We start from the raw sequence: 17,095 nt of genomic DNA on the forward strand, positions 1-17,095 counted from the left end.
GGCGTCCCACTTCATCTCGTTCTCAGGCACGACGCTGTTGAACTCACGGTTCAGGATCGTCGTGTACGCACTGGTGGACAACTTGCCGGTGGCCACCGCGGCACCGAAGTAACGGCCTTTCTCGGCCGCCGCCGCCTTCAGGGTCGTGCCGGCGCCGGACGCGGGGGTCAGCGCCACCGTCATACCGGTGGTGAGGGCGGCGGCGAGGGTGACCGCCGCCAGCATCGTTCTCATCGGTTTCATGTTGTTCCTTTTCAGTGGTTGCATCGGTGGTGGTGATGTGCCACTTCGCTCGGGACGGACCGTGCGGGGAGCGGTCCTGGCCGCCCGCCACCAGATCCAGCGGTCCAGGAACGGCTCCGTCGGCTTGCGCCGTCCCGAGGTGACGTCCAGCTGCCCGGAGGGACGTCGTGATCCGAGGTACCACCATCGCGGCTCGCCCGGTGAGTCACGGGATCGGTAGACCTCGATATCGAGAGTGAGCGATAACATGTCGTTCGTCAAGACGTAATGAGGCGTTCACGCCGATCCCCCGCAACGCCGCGATTCGCCCAGCCCTGAACGCCCACCCAGGCCGCCCTCGCCCAGCGCGCGACCAGCGGACGAGCCGGGTTCGCCCGGCCCACCGGGCCGTGTCAGACAGTCATCCTGTTATCGCTCACAGTCCGGTGCGGACAACTGCCCGCCCGGCGCAGGTCAGGCACGCCCGCCGGGCCACCCGGAGCCGCTTCCAGGGTCGTGCGCGGCGGCCACCCGGGGGCCGTCGAGCCAGCTCACGGGATCGATTCCCGATCGAGCCACTTCGATTGACACTTGATGGTCCGAGGGGAACACTATTTGTCATGCGTGGCCGCCCGAGAGCCGGACCAGGGCGAGCCAACCGGTAGCGGGCATCGTGCGATCACCGCGGGAGTCGGGCATGCCCGCGACCGGATCGCCCGACCAATCCCAGCCTCGAACAGGCAGTCGAAGGAGTCGTCCGTTGAAAATCAGAAGGAAACTGCTGCTCGCCCTTGCCGTGTCGCTGGTGACGGCCGGCCTCGTGGTCCCGACGTTCCGGCCCGCGTACGCGGCGTCGCTGGCCGAGGTGACCAGCTTCGGCGACAACCCGGGTCGGATGCGGATGCACGTCTACGTGCCGGACAACCGACCGGCCAGGCCGGCGACAGTGGTCGCCATGCACGGCTGCGGCGGCTCCGGCCCCGGCTTCTACTCCGGCAGCGAGTTCGCCAGCCTGGCCGACCGGTACGGATTCATCGTGATCTACCCGTCCGCGACCCAGCAGGCCGGCTTCGGCAACTGCTTCGACACCTGGTCCGACGCCGCCAAGCGGCGTGGCGGGGGCAGCGACCCGGTGTCGATCATCTCCATGATCCGGCACGTGCAGCAGCAGTACACCGCCGACCCGGACCGGGTCTACGCCACCGGCAGCTCGTCCGGCGGCATGATGACCAACCACATGCTGGCGCTCTACCCCGACGTGTTCAAGGCCGGCGCCGCGTTCATGGGCGTTCCGTACAACTGCTTCGCCAACGCGGCGGACTACCCGCCCGGCAGCAGCCAGTGCACCGGCGGGAACATGAACCGGACGCCACAGCAGTGGGGCGACGCGGTGCGTCAGGCGTACCCCGGCTACACCGGCCCTCGGCCACGGGTGCAGTTGTGGCACGGCACCAGCGACACCCTCGTGCCGTACTCGCTGTTGCAGGAGACGATCGAGCAGTGGACGAACGTGTTCGGGCTGAGCCAGACACCCACCTCCACCGACACGCCCCAGGCGAACTGGAACCGGCGGAGGTACGCCGACAGCAGCGGCACCGTCCAGGTCGAGGCGTACAGCATCCAGGGCGCCGGGCACAGCCTGCCCTCCGCCGGTATGGCCGCCGCCGCCGTCCAGTTCTTCGGCCTGACCAGTCCGACGACGCCGCCGCCCACCGACCCGACCACCCCGCCGCCGACCACCCCGCCGCCGACCGCCGGCGCCTGCCGGGTGACCGTCGCGATCAACGCCTGGAACGGCGGCCTGACCGAGAACATCACCGTCACCAACACCGGCACCAGCGCCGTCAACGGCTGGTCCCTGGTCTTCACGCTGCCCAGCGGGCAGACCATCACCTCGGGCTGGAACGCCACCTACTCGCCCAACTCCGGGCAGGTGACCGCCCGCAACGTCGCCTACAACGGCGGCATTCCCGCCAACGGCTCGGTGACCATCGGCTTCCAGGCCTCGCACTCCGGTAACCACACCCGACCGTCCGCGTTCGCCCTCAACGGCGCGTCCTGCGCCCTCGCCTGAGCGCGGGCCGGCGTCGACGAGACCGTGCGCCGGTCACCTTCCGATGGTGACCGGCGCACGGCTCGTTCCGGCGTCGCCCGGGTCAGCGGTAACCAGCGCCCACCACGTTGGCCTGCACCGCGTTCTCGGTCGCGTCGGACGGGTAGCCGGCGACCATCGCGCCCTCGTAGAAGGTGCCGGCGCTCAGGTTCGCGCCACCGTCGGGCTTGCAGCAGTCACCGCCGCTACCCAGGATGATCGCGCCCTGCTTCTTCATCGGGCTGTATCCCGGCGGGAGCGAGCCGTCATACAGCGTGTAGAGGCTGCCGGACTGCGCGTCGCTGCCCTTGATGGCGAACCGGGACGTGCCGTTGTTCTTCAGGGTCGCGGTCACGAACTTGCTGCTGAACGCCCGCTGGTTGGGGTTCCAGGAGCTGCTGCCGCCCGGGAAGAGGCCCCACTCCAGGTCGGCCTGCACCCAGGGCCCGCTGCCCGAGCAGCCGCCGAACCAGCACTGCTTGCTGAAGTTGATGGCGTCCATCGCGCCAGCGGCGTCCGCCTTGCGCGTGGTCTCACTGTTGCCGTAGTCGAAGCAGCAGCCGCTGTTGACGTGGGTGCCGCTGGTGACCATGTACATGCCCTCGGGGGCGGCACCGGTCGGCACCCCGGTGAGGTGCCCGTCGCGCCAGTAGCTGTTTCCCGGGTTGATGTAGAGCGAGTACGCCTTGCCGCCGCCCACGGTCAGCGACTCCGAGGTCGCGATCGCCGGCTTGCTCTGCGGCGAGCCCGGAACCACGCTGGATCCCTGGTACCAGAGGTCGTTGCCGCGCCCTGACTGGTCGAAGACCACGGTGATCACGCAGGTCGTGCCGGCGCAGAAGGAGTCCTGGTTGGCCGCGACGGCGGTGCCGCCCGCGGCGGACACCCCGATGTTGCGGGTGGTGTTGTCCGACGAGCGACGCACCTGGTAGAGGTTGCCGGTGTACGCCGCGTAGAGCGCCCGCGTCGTGCTGTGCGCCGCGACGCACGGGGTGCCGCCGGAGGCGTAGATGTCGCACGGCCGCGCACCGCTCGGCGGCGGGGTCGTCGGCGGGGTGCTCGGCGAGGCCCACTGCTGGTTGGCGCCGCCGGTGCAGGCCCAGAGGATGATTTTGGTGCCGTTCGCGGTGGCGGCGCCGTTGGCGTCGAGGCAGAGCCCGGACTGCACGCCGGTGATGGTGCCGTTGCTGTTGACGTTCCACTGCTGGTTGTTCTGGCCGTTGCAGTCCCAGATGATCACCTGGGTGCCGTTGGTGGTGCCCCGACCGTTGGCGTCCAGACACTTGTTGCCGTACACCTGAAGTTGCTTGGTCGACGTCCAGGTCCAGGTCTGGCCGGCAGCGCTGGTGCAGTCCCAGAGTTGGGTCTGGGTGCCGTTGGTGGTGCTGGAGTTGGGCACCTCAAGGCAGCGGCCGGACGGGGTACCGATGATCGGGCTGCTCTGGCCTGGTTCGATGGCGGCCGCCATCGGGGCGGCGGCGGCCTCGGCGCTCGTCGACGGGGCACCGGGGGTAGCGCCGATGCCGACCAGAGCGGCGACCAGAGCGCCCGCCAGAGCGGTCAGCCGGCGGGCGCGATGACGTCTCGGGTTGAGATCACGGGCTGTTCCTGGCCCGATGGGCGACGGGTTTCGCACGAGGTGGCTCCTCGGAGTCGTGGCAGCGCGTGGGTGTCGACGCGCCACGGGGCGGTGGCGATGGCGAATCGATTCGCAGCGAATCGTATGACCTTTGTTTAATTCATGTCAATGAATGCGGATGTCGGGGCGACGCGCTGGCCGTCGGGCTGACGACCAGCGCATCACCTCCCCCGGGGACGCCTACCGCCCCAGAATCCGCCACGTCTGGTTCAACGGGCTGCCCTGGTTGACCGCCTTGCAGGTCCACTGGTGGACCAGCGCGCCGGCCGCCGTGGAGACCGCGTTGACGTCGACGCACTTGCCACTGTGCCGGGCGACGAGTTGGTAGTCGTGCGAGTCGTTGCCCGAGTAGGTCACCTTGCGCAGCGTGAACTGCTGGTTGAGGCTGTTCAGGCAGGTCCACTGGTGCACCGCCGCGCCGTCGGCGGTGGACACCCCGCTGACGTCGAGGCACTTGCCGCTCTGCTGGTTGACCACGGTGTAGGTGTTGGCCACGCCGGCGACCGGTCGGAAGTTCCAGAGCTGCTGGTCACCGCCGTCGCAGTAGTTCTGCTGCTGGACGTTGCCGTCGGCGGTGCTCTGCCCGGCGTTGTTCAGGCACTGCTGCGAGTGCTGGGCCACCGCCACCGACTGGAAACCGCCGTCCGACGGAGGCAGCAGGGTGATGGTGTAGGTGTCGGTCTGGTTGCCGTACGGCAGTGTCACAGTGGCGTTGTTGTTGGACACGTTGACCACGCTGTTGGCGACCGTGATCGGGCCCTGCACCGCGCCGCCGCCGTTGTGCGGGATGCGTTGGGTGAGCACCCGGACCTGGCTGTTCTGCACGATGCCGCTGGTCGTGTCCAGGCGTTGCAGGTTGACCGTCAGGTTTCCGGTGGTACGGCCAGCACCGACCAGGACCTTCGCCACACCTGTCGTCTTGGTGGCGTACGCGTCGTACGACTGGCTGGGGGTGACGCCGACGATCTCGCCGGTCTGGGAGGCGTAGAAGCGGTAGTTCCACCACTCCCCCTTGGGCTGGTGCTGCCCGGCCGAGTTACGGATCAACAGGTTGCCGAGATCGTTGTGCAGGCTGCCACCGCTGGCCCAGTTCGCCCGCAGACCGTCCGCCCGGGCCCGCTCCAGACGCGCGATGTACCAGGCGCCGTCGGCCGGGTTCTGCTCGTCGGGCGCGCCGTACTCGTTGATCTGGTACGGACGCGGGTGGGCTATGCCGCGCGGGTCGAGGGTGGCGTTGGCGGCGGCGACGTTGGCGACCGGGTCGCCCGGCAACGAGTGCCAACTGATGATGTCCGGCACCGTGTTGGTCGAGCGGACGAAGTCCAGGTACTGGTTCCAGAAGGTGTGCGTGGTCGACGGCACGCAGGCACAGCTCGGCCCGACGATGAGCTGGTTGGGGAATTCCGCCCGGATCCGCTGGTAGGTCCGTCGCCACAGCTCCAGGTACTGGGAGATCGGGCGGTTCCAGAAGATGGTGATGTTCGGTTCGTTCCAGATGTCCCACTGCACCGACAGCCCGGCCGCCCGGACGTCGCCGATCAGCCGGTTCAGGAAGTTGTCGTAGTCGGTCCAGCTGCCGTTGTCGCCGGGGAAGCGGGAGATCCCCGCGCCGTCGGCACCCCACAGGTCGTGCGGCAGGATGATGAACTGCCCGCCGAGGGCGTTGGTCCGACGCGCCTGGGCGAGTGTGGAGTTCCAGCGACGGTCGTACGTCCCACCGACCCAGCCGCTGCCCGGGAGCTGCGCGCCGCCGGCCCGCATGTACTGGAACTTGACGTCTCGGTAGAAGTGGTCGGCGGGACCGCTGGCGTTCTCGGTCATGCCGTAGATCCAGCCGGACGCGCGGTAGGTCGGCGCACCGCTGGTGCTGGCGAAGTTGACGCTTATCGACTCGTCGGCGGCCTGGGCCGGGGTCGAGGCGACGGTCACGGCGGTGGTGGCAGCGAGCAGGCCGACCACGAGTCGGGCGACGATCGCACCGGCTCGTCCTGACCTGCCGCGGGACGGGGTTTTCACGGGCGGCTCCTTGGTGGGGCGTGGGGGACGCGCTCCGGAGGGCTGCGCTTGCGAATCGATTCGCACGGATCGTAGGACCGGCCACTGAACCGTGTCAATGAATTGACAGCGGGATGACGGCCGTGTTTCCTCGCCCCGCCGCTCATCTCTTGACCACCGGTTACGGACCGACTTATCTTCGTGCGAACCGATTCGTCGAATCGATTCGCCTCATGGCCCGGGTCCGCCCGGCCCGCGACTGTCACTCCGCACCTTCCCCTGACGATCGACTTGAAGTGAGGCAACACATGACCGGACTCAGTCGTCGGCGGCGCCTGGCCGCCGTCGCCGTGCTAGCCCTCGCCGCAGCGGCCGGCGGCGCCTGCTCGTCGTCCTCGGACCAGCCCGCCGACGGCGGCGCCTACCTCGTCTGGGATCCGTACCCTCAGTTCGCCGACGACTCCGAGTGGGTGGCGCTGCTCAAGAAGTGCGGCACCTCGGCGGGGGTCACTGTCAAGCGGACCGGCTACGACACCACCGACCTGACCAACAAGGCGCTGCTCGCCGCCCAGCAGGGAAATTCGCCGGACGTGCTGATCGTCGACAACCCGGTCATCTCGACGCTGGCCGAGGCCGGCGCGCTGACCACCACCGACGACAACAAGCTGGACGTCTCGGCGATGGCGGCGAACCTGCTCGGCGCCGGCCAGCGCGACGGCAAGACGTACGGGGTGCCGATCGGAGCCAACACCCTCGCGCTCTACTACAACAAGGACGTGCTCACCGCCGCCGGAGTCGACCCCGCCGGCATCAGGGACTGGGCCTCGCTGAACTCGGCGCTGGGCAAGGTAGAGGCCAAGGGGAAGAAGGGCATCACCTTCTCCGCGATCGGCACCGAGGAGGGCAGCTTCCAGTTCCTGCCCTGGTTCTGGGGCTCGGGTGCCCAACTGACCAGCCTGGACTCGCCGCAGGCGGTGTCCGCGCTGACGCTCTGGACGGACTGGCTCAAGCAGGGCCACGCCCCGAACTCGGTCATCAACAACACCCAGACCACCAGTTGGCAGGAGTTCGCCACCGGCGACTACGCGTTCGCCGAGAACGGCACCTGGCAGTTGGCCAACGCGGAGAAGCTCGGCTTCCCGTACGGCACCATCGCGATCCCGGCCAGCGCTGGCGGGCCGGCCCCGGCGCCCACCGGCGGCGAGTTCGTCTCCATCCCGGTGCAGCGGAGCACCGGCCGCTACGCCACGTCGCAAAAGCTCGTCACCTGCCTGACCAGCGCCGACAACCTCCTCGCCACCGACACCACCCTCTCCTACGTGGCACCCGTCGCCGCCGTCCAGGAGCGGCAGGCGAGCACGGACCCCAAGCTCAAGGTCTGGGTCGAGGCGGTCCGGGCCGCCAAGGGCCGCACCGGCGACAACCTCGGCACGAAGTACCCGAAGATCTCCGAAGCACTGTGGACAGCGGTGCAGGCGGCCCTCAGCGGCGGGAAATCGCCGGGCGAGGCACTGGCCGCCGCGCAGGCCGCGGCCACGAACAAGTAGCCGAGCCGAAGCGACCCATGGTCCCCCCGACAGCGACCTCCACCGCCGTACCAGGCCCGGGTGAGGCGGCGACCGCCGCCCCACCCGGCTCTCCCCCGTCCCGGGCGCGCCGGCCCAGCCGATGGCTGGCGTGGGGCTTCCTGGCACCCGTGACCCTCTACCTGGCGACGTTCTACGCCTACCCGCTCTACCGCAACGTCGAGCTGAGCCTGCGGGAGTACACGGTCCGTTCGTTCGTGCAGGGCGGTGCGCCCTTCGCCGGCCTCGACAACTACCGGACGGTCCTGACCGACCAGGCTTTCGGGTCGACGCTCACCCACACGCTGATCTTCACCGCCGCCTCGCTCGCCTTCCAGTTCGGCATCGGCATGGCGCTGGCACTCTTCTTCCACCAGCACTTCCCGCTGTCCCGCACGCTGCGGGCGTTGATCCTCGTACCGTGGCTGTTGCCCCTGATCGTCTCGGCGTCGACCTGGACGTGGCTGCTCAACAGTGACTCGGGTCTGGTCAACGCCGCCCTCGGCGTGCTGGGCGTCGACCCGGTCAACTGGCTCACCTCGCCGGGCTGGTCGATCACCTCGGTGATCATCGCGAACATCTGGATCGGCATCCCGTTCAACCTGGTGATCCTGCACAGCGGCCTACAGTCGATCCCGGCCGAGGTGTACGAGGCGTCCGCGCTGGACGGCGCGACGGGGTGGCAACGGTTCTGGTCGATCACCTTTCCGCTGTTGCGCCCCGTCTCGGCGATCACGCTGCTGCTGGGGCTGATCTACACGCTGAAGGTCTTCGACATCATCTGGATCATGACCAAGGGCGGCCCGACCAACTCCTCCGCGACGCTCGCCACCTGGTCGTACCGGCTCGGCTTCGGCAACCTGCTGCCCGAGTTCGGGCCGGGTGCGGCCGTCGGCAACCTGCTCATCGTGCTGGCCCTGATCGCCGGCCTCGGCTACATCCGGATCGAGCGGAGGCAGCAGCTGCGATGACGAACCCGACGCCTCGGGCCTGGTGGAAGACCGGTGTCGGCCTGGTGCTGACCGGGCTGATGCTCTTCCCCGTCTACTGGATGATCAACGTGTCGTTCACCCGGGACCAGGACATGCGGGCCAGTCCCCCGCACCTGATCCCCACCAACGGCACCCTGGACGGCTACCGGGTGGTGCTCGACCAACAACTGCCGTACCTCGGCACCAGCTTCCTGGTCGGCCTCGGCACGGTGCTGCTGACCGTCGCGCTGGCCGCACCCGCCGGCTTCGCGCTGGCGAAGCTCCGACCGCCGGGCGGCCGGGCGCTGAGCTTCGTGCTGCTGATCGCGCAGATGATCCCGGGAATCATCATGGCGATGGGCTTCTACGCCATCTTCCTCAACCTCGGTGTCCTCAACACGCTGCCCGGTCTGATCCTGGCCGACACGACCCTGGCGGTGCCGTTCGGAGTGCTGATCTTCACGGCCTTCATGTCCGGCCTCCCCGACGAGCTGCTCCAGGCCGCGGTGGTCGACGGCGCCGGTCGGCTGCGGACCTTCTGGTCGGTCGTGCTGCCGGTCAGCCGCAACTCGATCGTCACGGTGTCGCTGTTCGCGTTCCTGTGGTCCTGGTCGGATTTCATCTTCGCCTCGACCCTGGCCGGCGGCGGTGACCACCAGCCGATCACCCTCGGCATCTACCACTACATCGGCAACAACAACCAGCAGTGGAACGCCATCATGGCGACCGCTGTCGTCGCCTCCATCCCCGCCGCCGTGCTGCTCGTCCTGGCCCAGCGGTACGTCTCGATGGGCGTGACCGCCGGCGCCGTGAAGGACTGACCACCCGCACCACAGAAAGGCACCCGCCACCCATGACCGCCGCCCCGTCCGGTCCGGAGTTCGGAATCCAGGACATCCCGTTCAGCTACCGAGGATCCTGGTTCAACATCTCCCCGGTGGTAGCCGAGAAGACGTACGCCGACGACCTGCACCTGGTCTCGCACCAGACCGGGCTGCACCCGGTACTGCGGCTCGCCCCCACCGTCGCCGACACCACTGTCGTCGCCACGCCCGCGCTGCTGACCTGGCGCAACGGGCCCGACCGGGTCGAGGCCGTCTACGACGGACCGGACACCCTGCGGATCCGGGGCCGGCGGCTCGGCCTGCGGGTGGCCGCCGCGGCCGACACCCTCACCCCGTTCAGCGGCACCTACCTGTACCTCGACCCGCTCGACGGGTCACACGTCTTCACCTCGTACGAGACCGGTCGCCGCTATCGGGTGACGGTGCTCTCCGGCGGTCTTGCGCGCACCGACGGCGTGGAGGCGCTGGGCACCGCCGACCGGTCCCTGCACCTCGCCGGTGACCAGCCGTGGGAGATCGCGATCGAGGAGTACGCCACCGCCCGTCGCCCGTACGTCCGGTCGGTCACCTTCGAGCGGTTGTGCCATGACCGGCTCGCCGAGTTCACCGCGTTCGTCGACGCGGTAGCGCCGTGGCGCAATGCCGACACCCCGGCCGCCGAGCTGGCCGCGTACGTCCTGTGGTCGGCCACCGTCGCTCCGGCGGGCTTCGTCACCCGCCCCGCCGTGCTGATGTCCAAGCACTGGATGGACAAGGTGTGGAGCTGGGACCACTGCTTCAACGCGATCGCCCTGGCCGCCGGCGAGCCGGAGCTGGCCTGGCACCAGTTCCACCTGCCCTTCGACCACCAGGACGAGGCCGGTGCCCTGCCCGACTCGGTCACCCACTCCGAGGTCCTGCACAACTACGTCAAGCCTCCCATCCACGGCTGGGCGCTGCGCCATCTGCGTCGACGCCTTCCCCAGCCACCGGATCGGGCGGCGCTGACGCAGACGTACGACCGGCTGGCCCGGTGGACCCGGTTCTGGCTGGACGCGCGGCGCGCCCCGGGCCACGACCTGCCCCACTACCAGCACGGCAACGACAGCGGCTGGGACAACGCGACCACCTTCGACGCCGGCCGGGTGCTGCAGACGGCCGACCTCGCCGCGTTCCTGGTCGCCCAGCTACGCTGCCTCGCCGACCTCGCCAGCGAGCTGGGCGAGCCCGCCGACCAGTGGTCGCGGGAGGCCGACCGGATCAACGACGCGATGCTGCGCGAGCTGTGGGACGGCGCACGCTTCACCGCCCGCAACCCGCACACCGGGCGCGGCGGACCAGTCGTAGCCTGCTCGACCTGATGCCGGTGGCACTCGGGGCCGACCTGCCCGCGCCGGTCGCCGCCGCCCTCGCCCGAGGCGCGGAAACCCACCTGACCACCCACGGCCTGGCCACCGAGCCGACCGACTCGGCGCACTACCTGGCCGACGGCTACTGGCGTGGCCCGATCTGGGCGCCCTCCACCGTCCTCATCGAGGATGGCCTGCGGCGGGCCGGGCAGACCAGGATCGCCGACGAGATCAGTCGACGGTTCCTCGCGCTGTGTGAGAAGTCCGGCTTCGCGGAGAACTTCGACGCCGAGACCGGTGCCGGGCTCCGGGACCGCGCGTACACCTGGACCGCCAGCAGCTATCTCATCCTCGCCGCCGCGCAGGAGCAACGGCGCGGCACCGGCGGGTGAGCCGGATGGACTCAGCGGACCGGGACCGGGCCGGTGCTGGAGCGCAACGAGATGGGCGGGCTGTACAGCCGGTGCCGTGGCACGGCGTCGCGCTCGGCGATGCTCTCCAGCAGCAGCGACACCGCCTCGGCGCCCATCTCGACCATGGGCACGTCGGCAGCGGTCAGCGGCGGCCGGAAATCCTCCGCCCAGTGCTGGGCGGCGACCCCGGTGACGGAGAAGTCCGCCGGCACGGACATGCCGGCGCCGGTCAGTGCGCGCTGCATCCCGGGCAGCGCCGCCTCGTTGATGGTGGCCACCGCCGTGACCTCCGGATGCGTCGCGAGCAACTGTTCCACGCACGCCTCACCGGCGGCGGTGTCGTCGCCGCAGCAGACCTCCACACCGGTCAGGCCCCGTTCCGCCGCGGCGGCTCGGAAACCGGCCAGCGCGCGATGGCTGGGGCCGTAGCCCGCGGCCACCAACTCGGCGGAACGGTTGACCAGTGCCACCTGCCGGTGCCCCAGATCGGCCAGGTGGTGCACGCAGCGCGCGATCAGCCCGGCGTAGTCGATGTCGATCCAGCTCATGCCGTGCGGCTCGGCGGTCCGTCCGATCGTGACGAACGGCAGGCCGGCCCTGGTCAGGCGGGTCACCCGGTCGTCGGTCAACCGGATCTCCATCAACACCACACCGTCCACCCGACGCCCGGTGACGATCCGTTCGAAGGACCGGTCATGGTCACCACCGGACGGCGAGAGCAGCACGTCGAGGTCGTGCCGGGCAGCCGCCTCGACGACGCTGGCGACGAAGCCCAGCTGCATGTCGGTCAACCGCTGGCTCGCCGGTGGGATCACCAGCCCGAGAGTGCGGGTGCGGCCCTCCTTCAACGCCCGGGCGCTGGCGTTCGGCCGGTAGTCCAGCTCGTCGATGACCGCCTGGATCCGCTGCCGGGTCGCCTCCGACACGCTGCGCTTCCCGCTCAGCACGTAGGAGACGGTGCTGCGGGACACTCCCGCCCGGCGGGCGATCTCCCCGATGTTCATTCGCCGCCCCGAATCGATTCTTGCCCCGACACGGGGACGCACACTGCTCCGCGGACGAGCATATCGACCCCGAAGGCTGCCATTCGCTGACCACGGCCCGGACTAGCGCCATAGATGGACGACAATTAGTGCCATAGGTATTACGTGTGATGAGCGGGATATCCGCCACCGCCCCAGCCGCCCATCGGAGGGATCCAATGAACGCGAAGAAGACGCTGGGTCGCCTGGCCGCCACCGCGGGGACCCTGGTGGTCCTCGTCAGCGCCGCCAGCACCTACGCGCTCTCGGACGCGCCGGGCGTCGCCCGCGCCGCCGGCACCGGACCGTGTGACATCTACGCCTCGGGTGGCACACCGTGCGTCGCCGCGCACAGCACCACCCGGGCGCTGTACGGCGCCTACGACGGCCCGCTCTACCAGGTCCGACGATCGTCCGACAACACCACCCGCGACGTCGGCGTGCTGAGCGCGGGAGGCTACGTCAACGCCGCCACCCAGGACTCGTTCTGCGCCAACACCAACTGCGTCATCACCGTCATCTACGACCAGTCCGGCCGGAACAACCGGCTCACCCAGGCGCCCCCCGGCTACTGGCCCGGTCCCGCCCCGGGCGGATGGGACAACCTCGCGGACGCGAAGGCGGCCCCGATCACGATCGGCGGCCAGCAGGCCTACGGCGTCTACATCAGCCCCGGCACCGGCTACCGCAACAACAACACCAACGGCGTCGCCACCGGCGACCAGCCCGAAGGGATCTACGCCGTCGTCGACGGCACGCACTACAACCAGTGGTGCTGCTTCGACTACGGCAACGCGCAGACGGACGGCCAGGCCGACGCGCCGGCCATCATGGAGACCGTCTACTTCGGTGCCAACAAGCAGTGGGGCTACGGGGCCGGCGTCGGCCCGTGGATCATGGCCGACCTGGAGTGGGGGCTGTTCTCCGGGGTGAACGCCGGTTACAACAACATTGCGCCGATCAACCACCGCTTCGTGACCGCCATGGTCAAGGGTGAGCCGAACCACTGGGCGATCCGGGGTGGCAACGCGCAGTCGGGTGGTCTGACGACCTACTTCGACGGGCCGCGCCCCAACGGCTACCACCCGATGAAGAAGGAGGGGGCCATTTTGCTCGGGATCGGTGGCGACAACAGCGTGTCCGGCCGGGGCACCTTCTTCGAGGGGGTGCTGACCTCCGGCTACCCGTCGGCGGCCACCGAGAACGCGGTGCAGGCCAACATCGCCGCCGCCGGGTACGCGCCGGCCGGCGGCGGAAGCCCGCAACAGAACGTCCAGGTCGTGGGCGCTCAGTCCGGCCGCTGCGTCGACGTACCGAACGGCACCACCACCAACGGCACCCAGGTGCAGCTCTGGGACTGCATCAGCAACAGCACCGCCCAACGCTGGACCTACACCGCCGGCAAACAACTCCAGGTGTACGGCAACAAGTGCCTCGACGCGAACGCCGGGGGCACCAGCAACGGCACCCAGGCGATCATCTGGGACTGCCACGGCGGCACCAACCAGCAGTGGAACCTCAATGCCAACGGCACCATCACCGGCGCCCAGTCCGGGCTCTGCCTCGATGCCAACGCCGCCGGCACCGCGAACGGCACCAAGCTCATCCTCTGGTCGTGCAACGGGCAACAGAACCAGCGGTGGTCGACCCGTAGTTGACCGCGGGGCGGGGCGGCCGACGGTTACTGTCGGTCACCCCCGTCGGGCGGATGCGGTAGCGGGCGGTATACCTCAGAGTCATATTCATACCTCTGAGGTATACCGCCCGCGAGGAGCGGAAGCGGTGGCGGCCAGCGCGCCCTCGGCTAGGGCCCGATCACCCTGGCCATCTCGCCAGACGGATCGGTCGCCGCCGCCGACGCCCGGCCGGGCCCGCCCCGGATGTCCTCCTCGATCCGCTTCGCGGCGACCAGCAGCGGCGGGAGCAGATCCCGGCGGATCATCTCGAAGGACCCCCGGGTGGCGTGCGCGGAGACGTTCACCGCCGCGATCACCGAGCCGTCCGCGCCGTGGATCGGCGCGGCCAGCGACCGCAGGCCCTCCTCCAACTCCTGGTCCACTATCGCGTACCCCTGGGCGGCGACCCTGGTCAGGACGACGCGCAGCTTCGCCGGGTCGGTGACGGTGCGCCGGGTCAACGGCCGCAGCTCCGCGGTGCCGAGATAGTCGTCCAACCAGTCCGCCGGTTGCGCGGCGAGCAGCACCCGCCCCATCGACGTCGCGTACGCCGGGAACCGGGTGCCGACGCTGATCCCCACCGTCATGATCCGTTTGGTGGGCACCCGGGCGACGTACACCACCTCGTCGCCGTCGAGCACGGACACCGAGCAGGACTCGCGGACCTGCGCGACGAGCGCCTCCATGTGCCGCCGGGCCACCTCGGGCAGGCTCAGGCTCGACAGGTACGCGTAGCCGAGTTCGAGGATCCGCGCCCGCAGCGAGAAGAGCCGGCCGTCGGTGTGCACGTAGCCGAGCTCGACGAGGGTGAGCAGGAACCGGCGCGCCGCCGCCCGGGTCAGCCCGGTCCGCCTGGCCACCTCGCTGAGCGTGAGCTGCGGATGCTCGGCGTCGAACGCCCGGATCACGGCGAGCCCGCGCTCCAGCGACTGCACGAACTCCGGCGATCTCGCCGCCCCTTCGCGCACGCTCAACCAGCCTCCTGCCGCAGGGTCTCCCGGGCCACCGCGAACGCCCGGTTCGCCGCCGGCACCCCAGCGTAGACGCCGACCTGGAGCAGGACCTCCGCCACCTCGGCCGGGGTCAGTCCGTTCCGCACCGCGGCCCGGACGTGCATCGCCAGCTCCTCGTCGTGGCCGAGGGCGGCGAGCACCGCCAGCGTGACGCAGCTGCGGGTGCGTCGGTCGAGGCCGGGCCGGCTCCACACCTCCCCCCAGGCGTAGCGGGTGATGAAGTCCTGGAAGTCGGCGGTGAACTCGTCAGTGCCGGCGACCGCGCGGTCCACGTGCGCGTCACCCAGCACCTGCCGGCGCACCGTCATGCCTGCCTCGTGCCGCTCACGGTCGTTCATCGGTCACCGGGTTCCTCGTCGAAGTGGTCGCGCAGGAGTCGGCACACCCGCTCGGGTTGCTCGACGTTCGCCAGGTGCGCCGCCGCGCCGACCACGGCCAGCCGGGCACCCGGAACACGCCTGACGATCTCGCGGGCGTGCGAAACCGGCGTGGCCGGGTCGTCGGCTCCCGCGACGACAAGCGTGGGCGCGCCGATCCGGCCGAGGTCGGGTCGGAGGTCCATCGCGGCGATCGCCTCGCAGCAGGCGGCGTAGCCGGTGGCGGGCGTCGCGGTCAGCATGGCGCGGTGTCCCGCAACCACGTCCGGTCGGGCCACGGCGAAGGCCGGGGTGAACCAGCGGGCCACCACCGGGTCGGCGATCGCCGACAGGCCGGCGGCCCGTACCGTCGCCGCCCGCTCCCGCCACTGCTCGGCGGGACCGAGCGACGCCGACGTGCAGAGCAGCGCCAGCCGCCGCACCCGCTCGGGCGCGTGCGCGGCGAGCCACATGCCGACCATGCCGCCGAGGGAGAGACCCGCGTAGTGAACCCACGGCACGTCGAGGTGGTCAAGCGTCCGCAGCACCGCCCGGCCCAGCAGATCCACCGTGTACGGCCCGACCGCACCGCCGAGCGACCGTGCCCCAGGTGGTCGTACCGGATGACCCGGAACCGTTCGGCGAGGATCGCGACCTGGGGTTCCCACATCGCGCCGGCGGTGCCGAGGGAGCTAGCGAGCAGCAGCACCGGGGCGGCGGCCGGGCCGTCGACGGTGGTGTGCAGCCGGGGCGTCACTTCGCCACCCCCCGGACGGCGGCCAGCGCGCGGTCGACGAACAGACCGGCCGAGCCGAGCCAGCGGGACGGGTCGAGCGCCTCGTCGACCTCCGCCTCGGACAGCTGGGCGCGGATCTCCGGGGCGGCGAGCAGCGCGGCGCGGAACGACGGCTCGGCTGCCGCGCGGGCGACCAGGTCGTGCGCGACGCCGCGACCGACGGCGGGAGCGAGTCGCGCGGCGACGGCCTCGGCGAGCACCAGGCCACCGCTGGCGTCGAGGTTCCTCCGCATCCGCTGCGGGTGGACCCGCAGACCGGTCAGCAGCTCGGCACACCGGGCGGCGGCGCCGCCGGCCAGGTGCAGCAGGTCGAGCAGCGGCTCCCACTCGGCGTGCCAGGCACCGGCGGCCGTTCGTGCTCCTGCACGGCCGCGGCGAACAGCGTGCCGACGAGACCCGGACCGCGCCGCGCCGCGGCGGCGATCAGGACCGAGTCGACCGGGTTGCGCTTGTGCGGCATCGCCGAGGAGCCACCCCGCCCGGTGCCCCCCTCGGCGACCTCACCGATCTCGGTCTGGGCGAGCAGCCCGACGTCGAGCGCGACCTTGCCGGTGGCCGCGAGCAGCCCACCGAGGGCGGCGGCCAGGTCGAGCCGGGGTTGCCGGCGGGTGTGCCAGGGCAGCGGGCTCGCGGCCAGGCCGAGGAGCCCCGCGAACCGTTCGGCGACCTCCGGACCGGCCGGGCCGAGTGCGGCCAGGGTGCCGACCGCGCCGCCGAGCTGGGCGGGTTGGCCGCCGCCTGCCTGCCGCAGTCGGTCGCGCGCCTCGGCCAGGCCGGTCAACCAGCCGGCGGCCCGCAGCCCGAACGTGGTGGGTGCCGCCTGCTGCCCGAGGGTCCGGGCGACCTGCACCGTGCCCCGGTGGATGTCGGCGAGCCGGGCGGCGGCGGCCACGGCCGCGTCGAGGTGGCGCAGCAACGGAACGAGCGCGCGTACGGCCACCACTGTCAGCCCGGTGTCCAGGATGTCCTGGCTGGTCGCCCCGACATGCACCCAGGCCCGGGCGTGCTCCGGCACGGCGGCGTCAGCTCGCGGACCAGGGGGACGACGGGGTTGCCGGCGGCGTTGGCGGCCCGACCGAGCGTCGCCGGGTCGTACCGCTCGGCGCGGCAGTGTTCGACGATCGCGTCGGCCGCGCCGGGGGCAGGACGCCGGCGTCCGCCG

General features: G+C 70.6%; 14 protein-coding genes and 2 pseudogenes. 6 read left to right on the forward strand and 10 right to left on the reverse strand.

Annotated features, from left to right (window positions below):
- A partial coding sequence (locus JM949_RS22770) for an endo-1,4-beta-xylanase (protein WP_407664802.1) occupies positions 1 to 267 on the reverse strand: 267 nt, incomplete at its 3' end.
- Between the two features lie 715 nt (positions 268 to 982).
- On the opposite strand from JM949_RS22770, the gene JM949_RS22775 reads away from it, so the two are divergent.
- Complete coding sequence (locus JM949_RS22775; RefSeq protein ID WP_203150381.1) at positions 983 to 2,296, forward strand: extracellular catalytic domain type 1 short-chain-length polyhydroxyalkanoate depolymerase; 1,314 nt, start codon at positions 983 to 985, stop codon at positions 2,294 to 2,296.
- Positions 2,297 to 2,378: 82 nt separating this feature from the next.
- Here the strand turns inward: JM949_RS22775 and JM949_RS22780 are convergent, their stop codons facing one another.
- Positions 2,379 to 3,950, reverse strand: coding sequence for an arabinofuranosidase catalytic domain-containing protein (locus JM949_RS22780; protein WP_203150382.1), 1,572 nt, complete (start codon positions 3,948 to 3,950; stop codon positions 2,379 to 2,381).
- Between the two features lie 183 nt (positions 3,951 to 4,133).
- Positions 4,134 to 5,969, reverse strand: coding sequence for an RICIN domain-containing protein (locus JM949_RS22785; RefSeq protein ID WP_203150383.1), 1,836 nt, complete (start codon positions 5,967 to 5,969; stop codon positions 4,134 to 4,136).
- A gap of 287 nt (positions 5,970 to 6,256) precedes the next feature.
- Between JM949_RS22785 and JM949_RS22790 the strand changes: the two genes are divergently transcribed.
- The 4 genes and pseudogenes from JM949_RS22790 to JM949_RS39895 all read left to right on the forward strand — a co-directional run bounded on the left by JM949_RS22790 (position 6,257) and on the right by JM949_RS39895 (position 11,049).
- Positions 6,257 to 7,495 carry a sugar ABC transporter substrate-binding protein gene (locus JM949_RS22790; RefSeq protein WP_203150384.1) on the forward strand — a complete coding sequence of 413 codons (1,239 nt, stop codon included), beginning with the start codon at positions 6,257 to 6,259 and terminating at the stop codon, positions 7,493 to 7,495.
- A gap of 149 nt (positions 7,496 to 7,644) precedes the next feature.
- Positions 7,645 to 8,484: a carbohydrate ABC transporter permease gene (locus JM949_RS22795; RefSeq protein WP_309232278.1), complete on the forward strand. Its 840-nt coding sequence runs from the start codon at positions 7,645 to 7,647 to the stop codon at positions 8,482 to 8,484.
- On the forward strand, positions 8,481 to 9,305 hold the full coding sequence (locus tag JM949_RS22800; RefSeq protein ID WP_203150386.1) for a carbohydrate ABC transporter permease: 825 nt from the start codon (positions 8,481 to 8,483) through the stop codon (positions 9,303 to 9,305). Before JM949_RS22795 ends, JM949_RS22800 begins: the two co-directional genes overlap by 4 nt.
- A 770-nt stretch (positions 9,306 to 10,075) precedes the next feature.
- Positions 10,076 to 11,049, forward strand: a pseudogene (locus JM949_RS39895) (amylo-alpha-1,6-glucosidase).
- Positions 11,050 to 11,060: 11 nt separating this feature from the next.
- Here the strand turns inward: JM949_RS39895 and JM949_RS22810 are convergent.
- Positions 11,061 to 12,074, reverse strand: coding sequence for a LacI family DNA-binding transcriptional regulator (locus tag JM949_RS22810; RefSeq protein ID WP_203150387.1), 1,014 nt, complete (start codon positions 12,072 to 12,074; stop codon positions 11,061 to 11,063).
- A 197-nt stretch (positions 12,075 to 12,271) separates the two neighbouring features.
- Here JM949_RS22810 and JM949_RS22815 point away from each other — a divergent pair, with 197 nt between their 5' ends.
- Positions 12,272 to 13,750 carry an arabinofuranosidase catalytic domain-containing protein gene (locus JM949_RS22815; RefSeq protein ID WP_203150388.1) on the forward strand — a complete coding sequence of 493 codons (1,479 nt, stop codon included), beginning with the start codon at positions 12,272 to 12,274 and terminating at the stop codon, positions 13,748 to 13,750.
- A gap of 146 nt (positions 13,751 to 13,896) precedes the next feature.
- Here JM949_RS22815 and JM949_RS22820 read toward each other — a convergent pair whose 3' ends face one another.
- The 6 genes and pseudogenes from JM949_RS22820 to JM949_RS37565 all read right to left on the reverse strand — a co-directional run.
- Complete coding sequence (locus JM949_RS22820; RefSeq protein ID WP_203150391.1) at positions 13,897 to 14,736, reverse strand: IclR family transcriptional regulator; 840 nt, start codon at positions 14,734 to 14,736, stop codon at positions 13,897 to 13,899.
- A gap of 2 nt (positions 14,737 to 14,738) precedes the next feature.
- A complete protein-coding gene (pcaC, locus tag JM949_RS22825; RefSeq protein ID WP_203150389.1) occupies positions 14,739 to 15,119 on the reverse strand; it encodes a 4-carboxymuconolactone decarboxylase in 381 nt (126 codons plus the stop codon).
- Positions 15,116 to 15,706, reverse strand: coding sequence for an alpha/beta fold hydrolase (locus JM949_RS22830; protein ID WP_309232279.1), 591 nt, complete (start codon positions 15,704 to 15,706; stop codon positions 15,116 to 15,118). The genes pcaC and JM949_RS22830 overlap by 4 nt, the downstream gene beginning before the upstream one ends.
- A gap of 184 nt (positions 15,707 to 15,890) precedes the next feature.
- Positions 15,891 to 16,166, reverse strand: coding sequence for a hypothetical protein (locus tag JM949_RS37555; RefSeq protein ID WP_238433695.1), 276 nt, complete (start codon positions 16,164 to 16,166; stop codon positions 15,891 to 15,893).
- Between the two features lie 26 nt (positions 16,167 to 16,192).
- On the reverse strand, positions 16,193 to 16,948 hold the full coding sequence (locus JM949_RS37560) for a lyase family protein (protein WP_309232280.1): 756 nt from the start codon (positions 16,946 to 16,948) through the stop codon (positions 16,193 to 16,195).
- Positions 16,879 to 17,095: pseudogene (locus JM949_RS37565) on the reverse strand (hypothetical protein); the annotation flags it as partial. The gene JM949_RS37560 and the pseudogene JM949_RS37565, both read right to left, overlap by 70 nt.

The organism is Micromonospora tarensis, from assembly GCF_016803395.1.
GTDB lineage: Bacteria > Actinomycetota > Actinomycetes > Mycobacteriales > Micromonosporaceae > Micromonospora > Micromonospora tarensis.